At 72.4% G+C, this 15,124-nt stretch carries 16 protein-coding genes; 6 read left to right on the forward strand and 10 right to left on the reverse strand.

Annotated elements, in window-relative coordinates:
- Positions 1-140: 140 nt before the first annotated feature.
- Positions 141-1,496: an ABC transporter substrate-binding protein gene (locus tag KBX37_RS02970; protein WP_210774353.1), complete on the forward strand. Its 1,356-nt coding sequence runs from the start codon at positions 141-143 to the stop codon at positions 1,494-1,496.
- 60 nt (positions 1,497-1,556) lie between these two features.
- Here KBX37_RS02970 and KBX37_RS02975 read toward each other — a convergent pair whose 3' ends face one another.
- Positions 1,557-2,300 (reverse strand): enoyl-CoA hydratase/isomerase family protein, encoded by a 744-nt coding sequence (locus tag KBX37_RS02975; RefSeq protein ID WP_210774354.1) that lies wholly within the window; start codon positions 2,298-2,300, stop codon positions 1,557-1,559.
- Positions 2,297-3,175 (reverse strand): 3-hydroxyacyl-CoA dehydrogenase family protein, encoded by an 879-nt coding sequence (locus KBX37_RS02980; RefSeq protein ID WP_210774355.1) that lies wholly within the window; start codon positions 3,173-3,175, stop codon positions 2,297-2,299. Before KBX37_RS02980 ends, KBX37_RS02975 begins: the two co-directional genes overlap by 4 nt.
- Before the next feature lie 160 nt (positions 3,176-3,335).
- Here KBX37_RS02980 and KBX37_RS02985 point away from each other — a divergent pair, with 160 nt between their 5' ends.
- Positions 3,336-3,641 carry a hypothetical protein gene (locus KBX37_RS02985; RefSeq protein ID WP_154940649.1) on the forward strand — a complete coding sequence of 102 codons (306 nt, stop codon included), beginning with the start codon at positions 3,336-3,338 and terminating at the stop codon, positions 3,639-3,641.
- 51 nt (positions 3,642-3,692) lie between these two features.
- Here KBX37_RS02985 and KBX37_RS02990 read toward each other — a convergent pair whose 3' ends face one another.
- Complete coding sequence (locus tag KBX37_RS02990) at positions 3,693-4,472, reverse strand: bifunctional 2-polyprenyl-6-hydroxyphenol methylase/3-demethylubiquinol 3-O-methyltransferase UbiG (RefSeq protein WP_210774356.1); 780 nt, start codon at positions 4,470-4,472, stop codon at positions 3,693-3,695.
- A gap of 54 nt (positions 4,473-4,526) precedes the next feature.
- On the opposite strand from KBX37_RS02990, the gene KBX37_RS02995 reads away from it, so the two are divergent.
- The gene (locus KBX37_RS02995; protein ID WP_210774357.1) at positions 4,527-4,907 is read left to right on the forward strand and encodes a PPOX class F420-dependent oxidoreductase; all 381 of its coding nucleotides are present in this window, start codon (positions 4,527-4,529) and stop codon (positions 4,905-4,907) included.
- A gap of 95 nt (positions 4,908-5,002) precedes the next feature.
- Here the strand turns inward: KBX37_RS02995 and KBX37_RS03000 are convergent, their stop codons facing one another.
- The gene (locus KBX37_RS03000) at positions 5,003-5,212 is read right to left on the reverse strand and encodes a BldC family transcriptional regulator (RefSeq protein ID WP_007073996.1); all 210 of its coding nucleotides are present in this window, start codon (positions 5,210-5,212) and stop codon (positions 5,003-5,005) included.
- Between the two features lie 252 nt (positions 5,213-5,464).
- Positions 5,465-6,304: a hypothetical protein gene (locus KBX37_RS03005; RefSeq protein WP_210774358.1), complete on the reverse strand. Its 840-nt coding sequence runs from the start codon at positions 6,302-6,304 to the stop codon at positions 5,465-5,467.
- A 169-nt stretch (positions 6,305-6,473) separates the two neighbouring features.
- Between KBX37_RS03005 and KBX37_RS03010 the strand changes: the two genes are divergently transcribed.
- Positions 6,474-7,556: a Glu/Leu/Phe/Val dehydrogenase gene (locus KBX37_RS03010; RefSeq protein ID WP_210774360.1), complete on the forward strand. Its 1,083-nt coding sequence runs from the start codon at positions 6,474-6,476 to the stop codon at positions 7,554-7,556.
- 289 nt (positions 7,557-7,845) lie between these two features.
- The gene (locus KBX37_RS03015; protein WP_179802609.1) at positions 7,846-8,061 is read left to right on the forward strand and encodes a DUF3073 domain-containing protein; all 216 of its coding nucleotides are present in this window, start codon (positions 7,846-7,848) and stop codon (positions 8,059-8,061) included.
- Between the two features lie 143 nt (positions 8,062-8,204).
- Here KBX37_RS03015 and amcA read toward each other — a convergent pair whose 3' ends face one another.
- The 5 genes from amcA to KBX37_RS03040 form a co-directional block, all read right to left on the reverse strand.
- Positions 8,205-8,441, reverse strand: a complete 237-nt coding sequence (gene amcA / locus KBX37_RS03020; RefSeq protein ID WP_179802608.1) for a multiple cyclophane-containing RiPP AmcA — start codon at positions 8,439-8,441, stop codon at positions 8,205-8,207.
- Complete coding sequence (amcB, locus tag KBX37_RS03025; RefSeq protein WP_305798082.1) at positions 8,410-9,513, reverse strand: cyclophane-forming radical SAM peptide maturase AmcB; 1,104 nt, start codon at positions 9,511-9,513, stop codon at positions 8,410-8,412. The genes amcA and amcB overlap by 32 nt, the downstream gene beginning before the upstream one ends.
- 127 nt (positions 9,514-9,640) lie before the next feature.
- Positions 9,641-10,795, reverse strand: coding sequence for a phosphoribosylformylglycinamidine cyclo-ligase (purM, locus tag KBX37_RS03030; protein WP_154940666.1), 1,155 nt, complete (start codon positions 10,793-10,795; stop codon positions 9,641-9,643).
- 55 nt (positions 10,796-10,850) lie between these two features.
- Positions 10,851-12,389: an amidophosphoribosyltransferase gene (purF, locus tag KBX37_RS03035; protein ID WP_210774372.1), complete on the reverse strand. Its 1,539-nt coding sequence runs from the start codon at positions 12,387-12,389 to the stop codon at positions 10,851-10,853.
- Between the two features lie 171 nt (positions 12,390-12,560).
- Positions 12,561-12,914 carry a sterol carrier family protein gene (locus KBX37_RS03040; RefSeq protein ID WP_210774374.1) on the reverse strand — a complete coding sequence of 118 codons (354 nt, stop codon included), beginning with the start codon at positions 12,912-12,914 and terminating at the stop codon, positions 12,561-12,563.
- A gap of 152 nt (positions 12,915-13,066) precedes the next feature.
- On the opposite strand from KBX37_RS03040, the gene KBX37_RS03045 reads away from it, so the two are divergent.
- Complete coding sequence (locus KBX37_RS03045; protein WP_210774376.1) at positions 13,067-15,115, forward strand: carboxypeptidase-like regulatory domain-containing protein; 2,049 nt, start codon at positions 13,067-13,069, stop codon at positions 15,113-15,115.
- The last annotated feature ends 9 nt before the right edge of the window (positions 15,116-15,124 follow it).

The raw sequence follows: 15,124 nt of genomic DNA on the forward strand, positions 1-15,124 counted from the left end.
AGCGGTGACCCGGAACAGCCCGTTGATCACGGAGCGTATCCGTGACGGATGGCCGACGCCTACCGGTGGCATCCACGCTCCCACCCGCCGCCCCGGCGCGCTATGGTGCCCAGCGGAACTCCCCAAAGGTAAGGACGACCATGCTCGTAACACGCGGCCCGCGCGCTGCCATCCTGGCGGCGGGTGCGGCGTTCCTGCTCGTCACCAGCGCCTGCGGGACCACCGACAAGCCCGAAGACACAGCCACCCAACAGGTGCGTCTGTACGGCACCGACGGCAACATGCTGAACTCCTTCGCCGGCGAGCTGAAGGAGCGCGCCGACCTGGTCGACGGCATGAAGGGCACAACCCCGCTGACGCCGCTGACGGACGACTTCAAGGAACGGCTACTGTCGGTCGATCCCAAGCTGGCCGACTTCCTCTACGCCGCCGAGGCGTACGACGCGGTCATGATCAGTGCGCTGGCGGCGCAGCTCGCCGGCAGCACCGACCCGGCGGACATCGCCAAGCAGATAGTCGGCGTGACCAACAACGGTCAGCGCTGCTCGGACGCCGAGACCTGCCTGACCCTGGCCCGCGACGGGCAGGACGTGGAATACCGCGGCCCGTCGCTGACCCGGGCCGGCTTCACGGACGAGGGCGAGCCGGCCACCGCCAGCTACGCGACGCTGCACTTCGACGCCCAGAAGATCAACGACGCGAAGACCGAGTTCGTCGGCGCGGGCTTCGAGACGGCGGCGAGCACCAAGGCCCCGCCGAAGCCCAAGAAGCAGCGCGGCGGCAAGAACGACCGCAGCGACGGCTCCCCGCTGATCCTCGGCGGCCTGCTGCCGAAGACCGGTGACCTGGCCCTGGCCAACCCGCCGATCGCGGCGGGCGCAGCGCTGGCGGTCAAGGAGATCAACGCGGCCGGCGGCGTGCTGGGCGAGCCGATGGTCTGGATCGACGGCGACGACGGCACCAGCCCGACGGTCGCCAAGGCCACGGTCGCCTCGCACATCCGCAACAAGGTGCAGGTCATCATCGGCGCCGGCGGTTCCGGCATCTCCAGCTCGGTGCTGCCGGACGTGGTCGCCGCCGGGCGGATCCTGTTCTCCCCGTCGAACACCGACTCGGGGCTGACCAAGGCCGACGACAAGGGCCTCTACTTCCGCACCGCCCCGCCGGACAGCCTCCAGGGCCGGGCGCTGGCCGACGTGATACTGCGCGACGGTCCGCACAAGATCGTCGTGGTGGCCCGCAAGGACTCCTACGGTGAGGGTCTCCAGGAGACCGTCCGCGCCGAACTGGAGCGGGCCGGGTTCGGCAGCGACCGGGTGAAGCTGCTGACCTACGAGCCGCCGGCGGACGGCGAGGGCGCCGACGGCGTCGACTTCGTCGGCACCGCGAAGGAGATCAAGAGCTACGGCCCGGAGGCGGTACTGGTCATCGGCTTCGCCGAGTCGGCCGGGCTGATCCGGGCGTTGGACGACGCGGACGTGTCGATCCGGCACTGAGCACCGACGACGACGGCCGCACCGGGACATCCGGTGCGGCCGTCGCGCGTACGGGGTCGGTCAGCGGGAGCGGCGCCGTTCCAGGAACTCGGTCATCCGCCGCCGCTTCTCGTCGTCCTCGAAGAGCACCGCCTGGCTGACCAGGTCGAGGTGGGGGTGCGCGGCCGGCGGCGCGTCCACGGCCAGCTTGGTCAGCCGAAGCGCCAGCGCCGAGCCCTTCGCCATCTCGTCGATCAGCTCGTGCGCGGTGGGCAGCAGCTCGGCCGGTTCGGCCACCACCCGGTTGACCAGGCCGATCCGCAGCGCCTCCTCGGCGTCCACCCGCCGGCCGGTGAAGAGCAGCTCCTTGGCCCGGGCCTCGCCGACCAGCGCGGGCAGCCGGTAGGTCGCGCCGGCGCCGGCCAGGATGCCCAGCCGCACCTCGGGCTGGCCGAACACCGCCCGCGCCGTGCAGACCCGCAGATCGCACGCGTACGCCAGCTCGGCGCCACCGCCCAGCGCCGGCCCGTCCACCGCGGCCACGCTCGGCATCGGCAGGGCCCGGATCCGGGCGAAGGCCGCCTGGTTGATCGCGGCGAGGGCGTCGGTGCGGCCGCGCTCGCGCAGCTGGCCGATGTCCGCCCCGCCGGCGAAGATGCCCGCGGTGCCGCCGGTGAGCAGCAGCAGCCGGGGCCGGGCCTCCAGCTCGGCGCAGACCTCGTGCAGTTCGCCGATCAGGTCGGCGTCGATCGCGTTGCGCTTCTCGGGCCGGTCCAGCGTCACCACCAGCCGGTCCGGCAGCTCCTCGATCCGCAGCCCGCTCACCGGCCCGCCCCTTCCCCGTCGGCCTTGCGGCCGTCGATCCAGCGGTAGAAGCCCTGGCCGGACTTCTTGCCGAGCTTTCCGGCGGCGACCATCTCCACCAGCAGCGGCGGCGGCGCGAAGCGGTCGCCGTAGGCTGCCTGGAGGGTGCGCGCGATGTCGAGCCGGACGTCCAGTCCGACCAGGTCGGTCAGCTCCAGCGGGCCGACCGGGTGCCGGTAGCCGAGCACCATCGCCTTGTCGATGTCGGCGGGGCTGGCCACCTCGTCGGCGACCATCCGGATCGCCTCCAGGCCGAGGGTGACCCCGAGCCGGGAGGTGGCGAAGCCGGGCATGTCGCGTACGACGACGGGGTCCTTGCCGAGCCGGCCGGCGAGCGCGACGGCCGCCTCGGTGGTCTCCCGGGCGGTCGCCGGGCCCGCCACGACCTCCAGCAGGGCCATCGCCCAGACCGGGTTGAAGAAGTGCAGCCCGAGGAAGCGCTCCGGCCGCTCCAGCGGGTCGGCCAGCTCGGCGATCGGGATGCTGGAGGTGTTGCTGCCCAGCAGCACCGGGCGCAGCCCCTCGGCCTCACGCAGCACGGCGCGCTTCAGGTCGAGCCGCTCGGGCACCGCCTCCACGACCACGTCCGGCTCCGGCGCGACCTCACCCAGCGCCGCGCGCAGGGTCAGCCGGGCCCGGTGCCCGGCGGCCTCGTCGGCGCTCAGCTTCCCGCGTTGCACGGCCCGGTCCCACAGCTCACCTAGGCGCGCGGCCGCCGCCTCCGACCGGCCCCGGTCCACCTCGACCAGTTCGACGGCGTGTCCCGCACCGGCGGCGACGTAGGCGATCCCGAGCCCCATCGTGCCGGCACCGACGACGACAAAACGACCACTCATGACGCTCCCTCGCTGCGCGCGACGACGCGCCGGGGTCTCCGTCGCGCCCTGCCGCCCGCTCCTGGGTGCGACCCTATGCAGCAGTGCCCCGGGCGGCATGCGTGGGGGACCGCCGGACCGGGTACAGACGGCCCTCAACGTCAAGGGAAGGACGTAGCGCATGAGCCAGGCACCGGAGACCGTGGACGGCACCGGCACCAGCGAGGGTGGGGAGACCGTGGAGACGCGCGGCGACGAGCGCGTCGACCTGCTCCGCGCCGACACCAACAACGACGGGAAGACCGACGTGTGGGTGGTGGACACCGACGGTGACGGCAAGGCCGACCTGTTCCAGTTCGACACCGACGGTGACGGCAAGGTCGACATCACGATGGTCGACATCGACGAGGACGGCACCCCGGACGAGGTGGTCGACGGCGACGGCGGGCTCCCGCCGGAGCAGCTGCCCCCGACCGTGCAGGTGTAGGCCCGCGCCGGGGCCCCGGTCCGGGGTCCCGGCCCGGAGTCCCGGCGGCGCTCAGCCCGCCAGCCCCAGGGTGGCCAGATAGTACGGGGCGTCCCGGTCGTCCACGTCGGTCAGCCGCCAGGCGGTGTCCCGGACCAGCTCGGCCAGCTCCTCGGCCGAGCAGACGAGGTAGTCGAACCATTCCGTGCCCAGCTCGCGGTAGCGCAGCCGCAGCCGCAACTGGCCGCCGAGCCGGCCGCGCCGCCGGTTGAGTTCGTGGTAGCCGGTGTGCACCGGGTCCTTCGTGCCGTACGGGTCGGTGCCGTGCGCGATGACCTGCGCGCCGGGCGCGGCCATCGCGGCGAGCGCGGCCAGGAACGCCGCCGCCCGGTGCCGCCCCTCGATCAGCCCCAGGTTGTTGCCGAGCAGCAGGAACGTGTCGTAGCGCCGGCCGTCGGCGGCGTGCTCGTCGACCGTGCCGAGGACGAGGTCGCGTACCCCCCGGTGCCGGCACACCCGCAGCGCGCCGACCGAGGTGTCCAGTCCGGTCACCGGTACGCCGCGCTCCTGGAGCAGCAGCGCGATCCGCCCGCCCCCGACGCCGATGTCGAGCGTCGCGCCCCGGGCCCGGTCCACGGCCCGGTGGTCGTACGGCTGCCAGTCCTGCGGCCCGTCGAGGTAGTGCGCGGCGGGCGCGCCGTTGATCAGCCCGTCCTCCCGTTCGATGATCTCGATGACCGGTCGGGGCAGCCGCCCGCCCACCAGCGGCCGGGGACCGATGCCGGTGTGCACGGCGTACGCGTCGCGCAGCATCTCGCCGAACACGTCGCCGATCCTCGGTTCCCCGGTCACGGGGTTCACGCTATCCGTGCGGCCGGGACCTGTCGCGGTCGTATCCTGGGCGGCGTGACCGACCTGGACCGCCTGGCGGCGGAGAAGTACGTCCTGCTGACGACGTTCCGCAAGGACGGTCGGGCCGTGCCGACCCCGGTCTGGGCGGTGCGTGACGGCGACACGCTGGCGGTCTGGACGGCGGCGGACTCGGGCAAGGTGAAGCGGATCCGGCGCGACGGCACGGTGACGGTGGCCCCCTGCGACGTGCGGGGCCGCCCGCGCGGTCCGGCGGTCCCCGGGCACGCCGTGCTCTGCTCCCCGGCGGAGAGCAACCGGGTCCGCGACCTCATCAAGCGGAAGTACCGGCTGCTGGGCCGGCTCAGCCTGCTGGGCAGCCGGCTGCGCCGGGGTGAGCGGGGCACGATCGGGATCCGGATCAGCGTCCAGGAGTGAGCGTCGGAGCCCGGACATGGTTCAGGGGCGGTGGATCGTCGCTGTCGCGACGTCCGCCCGCCCCTGAGACCGGAACGCTTCTCGGTGTCGGTAGGTCAGTCTCCCTGACGCTGCTGCGGGATCTGCCCCTGAAGCAGGGCCCGAACCTCCGACTCACGGTACCGACGGTGGCCGCCCAGGGTCCGGATCGCGCTGAGCTTTCCCGCCTTGGCCCACCGGGTCACCGTCTTCGGGTCGACACGGAACATCGACGCCACCTCGGCCGGCGTGAGTAGCGGCTCTGGTTCGTGCGTTCGCGATGCCATCGGTCACTCCTCCACATGTATAGACATCGGCCGGGGTCCCGCCGGCCGACGCGTCTCCCATGGTCCGGCTAGTCCCCGATGTCCGACATGGGCCGAACGGCCGAAGGTCCCTAGACGGACGGATGAACCATGCCCGATTTATCTGACTTTTACACGGCAGAAAGTACCTTATTCGGACTCATGATCACGGTTCGTGATGCGTCAACTACGAGATCGTCTCGGATCTGACAGCACCGCTGGGTGGATTCGTGGTCAGTTGCACCGCTCGAGCAGCTGCACCGCACGCCAGCGGGCCACCAGCCGGTCGTACGCCGCAGAGGCCTCCTCCGCCTCGCCCCGGGCGAGCCCGGCCAGGCCGGCGGCGACCAGCTCCGTCGAGTCGTCCGCGGTCAGCGTCTCGTCGGAGAGCAGCTGCACCAGGCCGCCGTAGTCCAGCTCCACCACCGAGCGCGGATGGAACTCCTCCAGCCATCGGGCGGCCTCCTCGACCGCCTCGGTGATCGGGGCGTCCCCGACCGACTTGCGCAGCACCGACAAGGCCCGGGACGACCGCCTGCGGGCCTTGGAGATCTCGGTGCGGTAGCGCAGCGCCCGCCGCCCCGGGTGGGTGACCAGGTCCCGCTCCGCCGGCTCGAAGAGCACGAACCACCGCAGCGGCACGCCCCAGGTGGCGATCTGCTCGTGCAGCCGCGGGACCCCGTGTTCGAGCACCCGCGCCCCGCTGCGCCAGTCGTCGACCACCGCCTTGGCCTGACCCGCCAGCACGGGTGGGACGAACGCGTCGGCGAGCACCGACGGCACCCCGTCCCGCGCGCTGAGCGCCGCCTCGGCCACCCGGATCCGCAGGTTCCACGGGCAGACCAGCAGCGTGTCGTCGGCCTCCAGGACGTACGCCTCGTCCGGCAGGTCGGGCAGCCGGGTCCAGCCCGCGCCGAGCGCCTCGATCACCGAGGTGCGCTGCCGTCCGGGGCCCTCCAGCGGGGCGACCGCCCGCCCCTCCCGCACGTAGCGCCGCCAGTACGACTGACGGTCCCGGTCGAAGGCGGTCAGCGGCTCGTAGACGCGCAGATAAGCAGCGAAGAGCGACGGCACGGCGCGATCCTCCCACGAGACGGGGCCCCAGCGCCGTCAGCGCCCGGCAGGCACGACGTGGACGGCGGTGCGGCGTGGACCGATATTAGGCTCAGCAGCACCGGCAGCATCCCGCCGGCGTCCACCAGGTCCGCGTCCCACAAGGGCGCACCCGAAACAGGAGCAAGCCATGGGCGTATTCGCGAGCACCGACGATCCGGGATCGACCGGTCACGAACAGGTCGTCTTCTGCCAGGACAAGCAGACCGGCCTCAAGGCGATCATCGGCATCTACTCGACCGCGCTGGGTCCCGCGCTCGGCGGCACCCGGTTCTACCCGTACGCCAGCGAGGAGGCGGCGCTGGCGGACGTGCTCGACCTGTCCCGCGGCATGGCGTACAAGAACGCCCTCGCCGGACTGGACCTGGGCGGCGGCAAGGCGGTCATCTGGGGCGACCCGGAGCAGATCAAGAGCGAGCCGCTGCTGCGCGCGTACGGCCGGTTCGTCGAGTCGCTGGCGGGCCGCTACTACACCGCCTGCGACGTCGGCACCTACGTCGCCGACATGGACGTGATCGCCCGGGAGACGCGCTACGTCACCGGCCGCAGCGTGGAGCACGGCGGCGCCGGCGACTCCTCGATCCTCACCGCCTGGGGCGTGTTCCAGGGCATGCGTGCCGCCGCCGAGCACGTCTGGGGCGCGCCGACGCTGGCCGGCAAGCGGGTCGGCGTGGCCGGTCTGGGCAAGGTCGGCAAGTACCTCACCAAGCACCTGCTCGACGACGGCGCCGAGGTCGTGGCGACCGACGTCAACCCGAAGGCCCTGGAGTGGGTGCGTACCACCCACCCGCAGGTCGAGCTGGTCGACGACGCCTCCGCGCTCGTCGCCGCCGACATCGACGTGTACGCCCCGTGCGCGCTGGGCGGCGCCCTCAACGACGACACCGTGCCGGCGCTGCGCGCCAAGGTCGTCACCGGGGCCGCCAACAACCAGCTCGCCCACCCGGGCATCGAGAAGCTGCTCGCCGACCGGGGCATCCTCTACACCCCCGACTACGTGGTGAACGCCGGCGGCGTGATCCAGGTCGCCGACGAGATCGAGGGCTTCAACTTCGAGCGGGCCAAGCTGCGCGCCACGAAGATCTACGACACCACCCGGGAGATCCTGCAGCTCGCCGACGACGAGGGCGTGCCGCCGGCGGTGGCCGCCGACCGGCTGGCCGAGCGCCGGATGGCCGACGTGGGCCGGCTGCGCGGCATCCTCCTGCGCTGACGGCGGCCCCCGGGGTGCGGGCACCGCCCCGCGCCCCGGGGCTCCCCCGAGTAAGCTCCATTCGGGGAGTTCGTCACGCTCTGTCCGGTGTCACGGCCGGCCCCGGCATCCGCTCCTTACCGGGTACACTCGGTGACGGCCGGATCGCTGCGACGCGCAGGGCCGGCTGACGGTAACCCGAGGTGCCGAACGGTGGCATCCCCATGTACCGTAAGAGCCACGAGAGATGCCTGACGTCATCGGGGCCCGCCTTCGGGCTGCCCCGCATTCTGTGCGAGGGGGTCGAGCCATGGGGCGCGGCCGTGCTAAGGCCAAGCAGACGAAGGTGGCCCGGGAGTTGAAGTACCACTCCCCGAACACCGACCTCACCGCCTTGCAGCGCGAACTGGCGGGTGCTGGTAAGTCTGAGCACAACTTCGACGACGACTACAAAGAGTATGTCGACGACGATGATGAGGATCACGCGGACGACGACCCGGATCCCTGGGTTCCTCCGACCCGCTGACCTCCGGTCACATCTGAGCACGCGGTAACTCCCCGCGTGCTCACGCATGTGCCCGACAGGAGCGGCACCACGACCGACGATCAGGGACCTCGCCCCGCCGGAACGCTCTCCGGCCGGCCGGCAGGTCCCTGATCGCGGCCTGTTCAGCGCGGGCGGTTGTTCCAGTTGTAGAACGTCGGAATGTTCTCGAAGTGGTTCCACGCGCAGACCGCGCTGGCGCCGTCGGAACCCGACACCTCCGCCCGTGACCGACGCGCGGCCTCGGCCTCGTGGAGCAGGGCGGTAAGCCCCGGGGCGGCCTGCCGGACCCGGTCCACGACCGGATCGACGGCACCACTCCCGACGTGCTCAGGCTGCCGGTGACTGGTGGTCTCGGGCATGCTCCAACACTCCCTCCAGTAGGCGGATCTTGCTGTTGCGGCAGTGCTCGGTCTCCGTACCGTCAAAACGCCCCAGCTCGAAGTAACGGTTGGCCGCGTGGCCGCCACCGCAGAAGCCGAAGTACGGGCAGGACGACCGGCACGCCTCGACCCCGGCCAGGAACTCGCCGACCCAGGGCGTGCCCGCCGCGCCGGCCAGGATCTCGGCCAGCGGGGTCGCCAGCACGTTGCCGCTGCTGAAGTCGCCGTAGCGGGGGTGGGTGAAGCCGGCCAGCTCGGGGGAGAGCACGGTCACCGACCCGTCGTGGCCGATCGTGGGGATCGGGTCGAGCTGCCGGGGCAGCAGGTCGTCCGCCGCGCCGTCCAGCACCGCCGCGGCGTAGCGCAACGACCACTCCACCTCCCGCAGGTGGATCCGGGGCGCCCGGCGCCAGGCCGCGACCAGCTCCGCCCAGAACGCGGTCACCGTCGCCGCGTCGTGCGCGTTGCCGCGGGTGTTGACCCCCTCGGTCTCCTCGATGTTGACGCCGAGCACGTCGCAGCCGAGGTCGAGGAAGTAGTCGTACAGCTCGGTGGCGTAGCCGGGAGCGGGCCGGCTCACCACGGCGAGCGCCGAGAACGGCAGGCCGTGCCGGCGCAGCGCCGTCACCCCGCGCACGATTCGGTCGTACGCCGGCTGGCCGGCCCGGCTCACCCGGTCGCCGTTGCGCTCCCGGGGGCCGTCCACGCTCACGCTCACCCGCACCCCGTGCTCGACGAAGAACGCGCACCAGGCGTCGTCGATCAGCGTGGCGTTGGTCTGGACGTGGTGCTCCACCTGCGGCCCGAACGGGGCCATCAGGGCCGCCAGGTGCTCCCGGCCGGCCGCGAGGGGCTCACCGCCGTGCCACACCACCGAGAACCGCCCGGTGGCCGCCCACGGGTCGACAGCGGCGGCAACCGCCTCCGCGACCGCCACCGGCATCCGCCGGTCGACGGCGCGGAACGGCAGGTAGCAGTAGACGCAGTCCAGGTTGCACAGGGTCGTCGGCTGCATCACCACGTACGAGGGAACTCCGGCGATGCCCCGCATCCCCGTCACGGGCTGTGCCCGAGCAGCCATCGGCCCTCCTCCCCGTGCCTGAGGCCCTTCAGGCTAGGCGGCGATGGCCACTCGGGTGAAGCCCTGATCAGGTACTCGGATGATCAACGCAGCGTGATCAGCCGCGGGTGTGCTGCCCGATCATCTGCACGTTGCCGGAACCCTCGATGATCTCGCCGGCCTGCCAGGCGTCGACGCCACGGCCGGTCAGGGTGGCCAGCGCCCGGTCGGCGTCCTCGGCCGAGACGATCGCGAACATGCCGACGCCCATGTTGAAGGTCGCCTCCATCTCCGGGTCCTCGATCCGGCCCTTGGACTGGATCAGGTCGAAGACCGGCTGCGGCTTCCAGGTGGAGCGGTTGACCACCGCGTCGACGTGCTCCGGCAGGACCCGCACCAGGTTGCCCGGGATGCCGCCGCCGGTGACGTGGGCCAGCGCCCGCACCTCGGCCTCGGCGATCAGCTTCAGGCAGTCCTGCGCGTAGATCTTGGTCGGGGTGAGCAGCTCCTCGCCGAGGGTGCGCTGCCGGCCGAAGTCCTCGATCACCACGTCCAGCCGCATCCGGCCCGCGCCGAGCAGCACGTGCCGGACCAGGGAGTAGCCGTTGGAGTGCAGGCCCGAGGAGCGCATGGCGATCACCACGTCGCCGACCTCGACCCGCTCCGGGCTGAGGATGTCGCTCTCCTCGACCACGCCGACGCCGGTCGCGGAGATGTCGTACTCGTCGGGGCGCAGCACACCCGGGTGCTCGGCGGTCTCGCCACCGAGCAGCGCGCAGCCGGCGTACCGGCAGCCGTCGGCGATGCCGGCGCCGATCTCGGCGACCTTGTCCGGCACGACCTCGCCGGTGGCGATGTAGTCGAGCAGGAACAGCGGCTCGGCGCCGCAGGCCACCAGGTCGTCGACGACCATCGCGACCAGGTCGATGCCGACCGTGTCGTGGATGTCCATCTGCTGCGCGATCACCAGCTTGGTGCCCACGCCGTCGGTGGACGAGGCCAGGATCGGATTCTTGTACTTCTTGGTGTCCAGGCGGAACAGGCCGGCGAAGCCGCCGAGGTCGCCCATGACCTCCGGCCGCCGGGTCTGCTTGACCTTGGACTTCAGCAGCTCGACCGCGCGGTCGCCCGCCTCGATCGACACACCGGCGTCCGCGTACGAGACCGAGCGTTTACGCGCCGTGCGGCCGGAGCCGGCCGTCCAGGGCTGGCGGTCGCCGCCGGCACCCGTCGGGCTGCTTCCTGCGCCGCTGCGCTCGGACACGTGCGTCACGGTTCTCCCCTTTGGTTCTCGGTGCCGCTCGGGGTGCCGGGCGGCGCCGGTGGTGCTACGGGTGGACGGTCGCGCCGCCGGGAGTGGCGACGAGCGGTGGGGCGGTGTGCCCGAGGTCGGCGGAGGGCTGGTTCGTGACCCGCCGCCCCACTCCTTCGAGCACGTGCTTGCCGATCAGGTTCCCGGCCGGCAGCTCGATCGGGTACTCCCCGTCGAAGCAGGCGCGGCAGAGCCGGGTCTTGGGCTGCTCGGTCGCGGCGATGAGACCCGGGAGTGAGACGTACCCGAGGGTGTCGGCGCCGATCGACCGGCGGATGCCCTCGTTGTCCAGCCCGTTGGCCAGCAGTTCGGCGCGGGTGGCGAAGTCGATGCCGTAGAAGCACGGCCAGTTGACCGGCGGGGAGGAGATCCGCACGTGCACCTCCAGCGCGCCCGCCTCGCGCAGCATCCGCACGATGGCCCGCTGGGTGTTGCCGCGCACGATCGAGTCGTCGACCACCACCAGCCGCCTGCCGCGCACGTTCTCCCGCAGCGGGTTGAGCTTGAGCCGGATGCCGAGCTGGCGCAGGGTCTGCGACGGCTGGATGAAGGTGCGCCCGACGTACGGGTTCTTCATCAGGCCGGCGCCGTAGGTGATGCCGGACTCCTCGGCGTACCCGATCGCGGCCGGGGTGCCGGACTCCGGCACCGGGATCACCAGGTCGGCCTCGACCGGGTGCTCCTTGGCGAGCTGACGACCGATCTGCACCCGGGCGGAGTGCACGTTGCGCCCGGCGATGGTCGCGTCCGGGCGGGCGATGTAGACGTACTCGAAGAGGCAGCCCTTGGGCTCCGGCGCGGCGAACCGGGCCGACCGCAGCCCGTCGGCGTCGATGGCGATCAGCTCACCCGGCTCGACCTCGCGGACCACGCTGGCGCCGACGATGTCCAGCGCGGCCGTCTCGCTGGCCACCACCCAGCCGCGCTCCAGCCGGCCGAGCACCAGCGGGCGTACGCCGTGCGGGTCCCGGGCCGCGTAGAGCGTCGACTCGTCCATGAAGACGAAGCTGAACGCGCCCCGCAGCTGCGGCAGCACCTCCAGCGCGGCGGCCTCCACGGACAGGTCGGGGCGGCTGGCCAGCAGCATGGTCACCAGCGAGGTGTCGTTGGTGGCGCCGTCGGCGACCAGACCCCGCTCGGCGACCTCCTTCTGCAGCTCGGCGGTGTTGACCAGGTTGCCGTTGTGGGCCAGCGCGATGGTGATGCCGGAGGTGGTGGACCGGATGGTCGGCTGGGCGTTCTCCCAGGTCGAGCCGCCGGTGGTGGAGTAACGGGCGTGCCCGATCGCGACATGGCCGCGCAGGCTCGCCAGCGTCGGCTCGTCGAAGACCTGGGCCACCAGACCGAGATCCTTGTAGACCACGACACCGGAACCGTCGCTCACCGCGATGCCGGCGGCCTCCTGACCCCGGTGCTGGAGGGCGTAGAGGCCGAAGTAGGTCAGGTTGGCGACCTCTTCGCCGGGGGCCCAGACACCGAAGACGCCACAGGCGTCCTGCGGGCCGGGTCGTTGGGGATCAAGGTCGTGGCTCAGCCGGCCGTCGCCTCGGGGCACCCTGCCGCTCCCTCATGCTGGTCTGGAACTGGCCTGGCGGAATCAGAGGTGCTGATCCGCGTTCCTCGGCCGGGACCACTGTCGTCGCCTGACAGTGTACGCGAATGGCAGTCGATACAGATAGTCACGATTTAGCTCCACCGCGTCACCGTGACGGCCGTGGAGTCGCTGCTAGAGGGGTAGATGCGCGGAGAGGTCCGCCCGGTTCCCACTCACCTGTACGCGACCCTCGGTGACGGCTTCGGCCCACGAGAGCCGTCCGGTCGCCAGCGCCAACCAGGTCGCCGGATCCATCTCGACCACGTTCGGCGGGGTGCCCCGGGTGTGTCGGGGGCCCGGAAGGCACTGAACTGCACCGTAAGGTGGGACACGCACCTCCACCGATCGGCCGGGGGCGCGCTCCGCGAGGGCGGTCAACAAGGCACGGACCGCCTCTCGGTACACCGGCCGTTCGGGCGTACGCCCCTCGTCGAGCGCCGACAACGCCGCCGCGACCGCGGCGGACTTAATGTGCGGAGAGGACACGACGGGACGATACGACTCGGCGGCGGCGTCCGCGACGCTGGCCCTGGGTCGCGCTGATCCGGTCAGACAAGGCATAGTTGCCGACGGCGTATTCGTACCGTGATGATTCCGGGCCCACCCGGCCCGGGAAGTCAGTCCGGAAGGCGGTGGACGTGTCAACACACCGACGTGCCTGGAAGCAGCGGGCCGGTGTGGTCGTAGCGCTGGTTGCCGGCGCCCTGCTCACCGTCCCCGCCACACCGGCCCTCGCGGCCAAGATCACTTCGTCCGACGGCTCGGTCACCATCGACGCCGGCCGCAGCAGCCGCATCAGCGTCCAGGTCAATCCGGACGACGGCGAGAAGACGGCGAACGTCAGCGTCACCGGTCTTCCGCAAGGCGTGTCCTGCGGCGGCTGCGGGGAGGTCGACTTCGGCCTGATTCCCGGGCCGCAGCGGGTGACCTTGACCCTGTCGGCCAGTGACGACGCGCCGGCAGCCAACGGGACCCGGGCGACCGTGCGCGTCGAGGGCGACGGGGGCTCCGACTCCAAGCCGCTCAGCGTCACCGTGAACGCCAAGGCTGCGCCGCCGACCACCCCGCCGCAGAACCAGACGGTCAAGTTGGTCTCCGGCAAGGTGGTGGTGGCCGCCAACAGCGACGCGGTGCCCAACGCCGTGGTGATGCTGCGCGACTCGCAGGGCCACCAGTACCAGACCACCAGCGACGGCAGCGGCAACTACCGCTTCAGCGGCTCCAGCTCGCAGCCGATCAGCCCGGGCCGGATCGACCTCGGCGCGAGCAAGGACAACATCGTCGCGACCAGGACGGTCAACGCGAGCGCCGGGCAGAGCCTGACCAGCCAGCGGATCGCCCTGGCGATCAAGGTCGAGGTCTCCCCGAGCGCCACGCCGTCGGCGACCGAGGAGCCACTGCCCACCGACGAGGCAACCGACGAGGATGCCGAGGAGAGCGCCGAGGCGGCCGCTCCCGGGCAGTCCCAGGCCGCGTCCGACGGCGGCGGCGCCACCTCGTTCATCATCATCCTGCTCGGCGGCCTGCTCGTCGCGGCCGGCGTCGGCACGATCGTGCTGCTCTGGATGCGGCGCAAGAACGCCGACGAGGAGGACGACGACGCCCCGGCCGGCGCCGCCGCAGGCGCGGTTCCCGGCGCGCGGGGCGCGTTCCGGGGGGCCGACGACCAGACCCGCGTGGTCAACCGGGTCGGGGCGGCCGGGCCGGACCCGACCATGGTCGGCGGCACCTCGCTCAGCGACGCGCCGACCATGATGCACCGTCCGGTCGTGGACGACGTCCCGCCGGACCCGTACGGGGCTCCGCCGCAGCCGTACGGCGCCGCGGGTGCCGCGGCGGGCGGCTGGGCCGGCAGCGGCTACGGCGACGAGCCCGCCCAGGGCGGCTACGGCCAGCAGGGCGGCTACGGCAACGCTCCCGCCTCCGGCGGCGGCTACGGCAACGCTCCCGCCTCAGGTGGCGGCTACGGCGGCGCCCCGTCCGCCGACGCCGGTTACGGCGCGGCCGGCGCGGCGGCCGGCGGCTACGGCAACGCTCCCGCCTCCGGCGGCGGCTACGGCAGCCGGGACTACGGCGCTCCGGCCGGCGGCCCCGGCTACGCCGGCCAGGAGCAGGCTGGCGGCTACGGCGAGCGCTACGACGAGCCCACCGGCCGGTACACCGGGGAGAGCACCGGCGCGTACGCCCCGGCGGCCGACCCCTACCCGACCAGCACCTACCAGCCCGACCAGAGCAACGGCTACGGCCAGCCGGACCCGGCGCCGTACGGCCGGGGCCAGGAACCGGCCGGCGGCTACGGCGGCGGCAACGGCTACGGCGGGCCGGGCGGCGGCTACGACGCCGGCGGCCAGCAGCCGGGCTACGACAACGGCTACGGCGCAGCGCAGGGCGGCTACGACCAGCAGGGCGGCGGCTACGGCGCCGGCCAGGGCGGGTACGACCAGCAGGGCGGCGGCTACGAGCAGCCGGCCGGCGGCTACGGCGCCGGCCAGGGTGGCTACGGCCAGCAGGGCGGCTACGACCAGGAGCCGCCGCAGCAGCGCACCGGCGGGTACGACGACCGGGGCTACGACCCGCAGCAGGGCGGCGGCTACTACGGCGACCAGGCCCAGGCGGGTCGGGGGCGGCCGGACGCGGCGCCACAGCAGGACCGTGGCGGTCGTCGCCTCGACTGGCTGGACGACTGACCCCAGGAA

Source organism: Micromonospora sp. U56, assembly GCF_018070095.1.
GTDB classification, from domain to species: Bacteria; Actinomycetota; Actinomycetes; order Mycobacteriales; family Micromonosporaceae; genus Micromonospora; species Micromonospora purpureochromogenes.

Coding starts and splice junctions, on each gene's coding strand:
- KBX37_RS02970 (WP_210774353.1), top strand. CDS start 141: ATGCTCGTAACACGCGGCCCGCGCGCTGCCATCCTGGCGGCGGGTGCG.
- KBX37_RS02980 (WP_210774355.1), bottom strand. CDS start 3,175: ATGAGTGGTCGTTTTGTCGTCGTCGGTGCCGGCACGATGGGGCTCGGG.
- KBX37_RS02985 (WP_154940649.1), top strand. CDS start 3,336: ATGAGCCAGGCACCGGAGACCGTGGACGGCACCGGCACCAGCGAGGGT.
- KBX37_RS03000 (WP_007073996.1), bottom strand. CDS start 5,212: ATGGCATCGCGAACGCACGAACCAGAGCCGCTACTCACGCCGGCCGAG.
- KBX37_RS03010 (WP_210774360.1), top strand. CDS start 6,474: ATGGGCGTATTCGCGAGCACCGACGATCCGGGATCGACCGGTCACGAA.
- KBX37_RS03015 (WP_179802609.1), top strand. CDS start 7,846: ATGGGGCGCGGCCGTGCTAAGGCCAAGCAGACGAAGGTGGCCCGGGAG.
- amcA (WP_179802608.1), bottom strand. CDS start 8,441: ATGCCCGAGACCACCAGTCACCGGCAGCCTGAGCACGTCGGGAGTGGT.
- amcB (WP_305798082.1), bottom strand. CDS start 9,513: ATGCGGGGCATCGCCGGAGTTCCCTCGTACGTGGTGATGCAGCCGACG.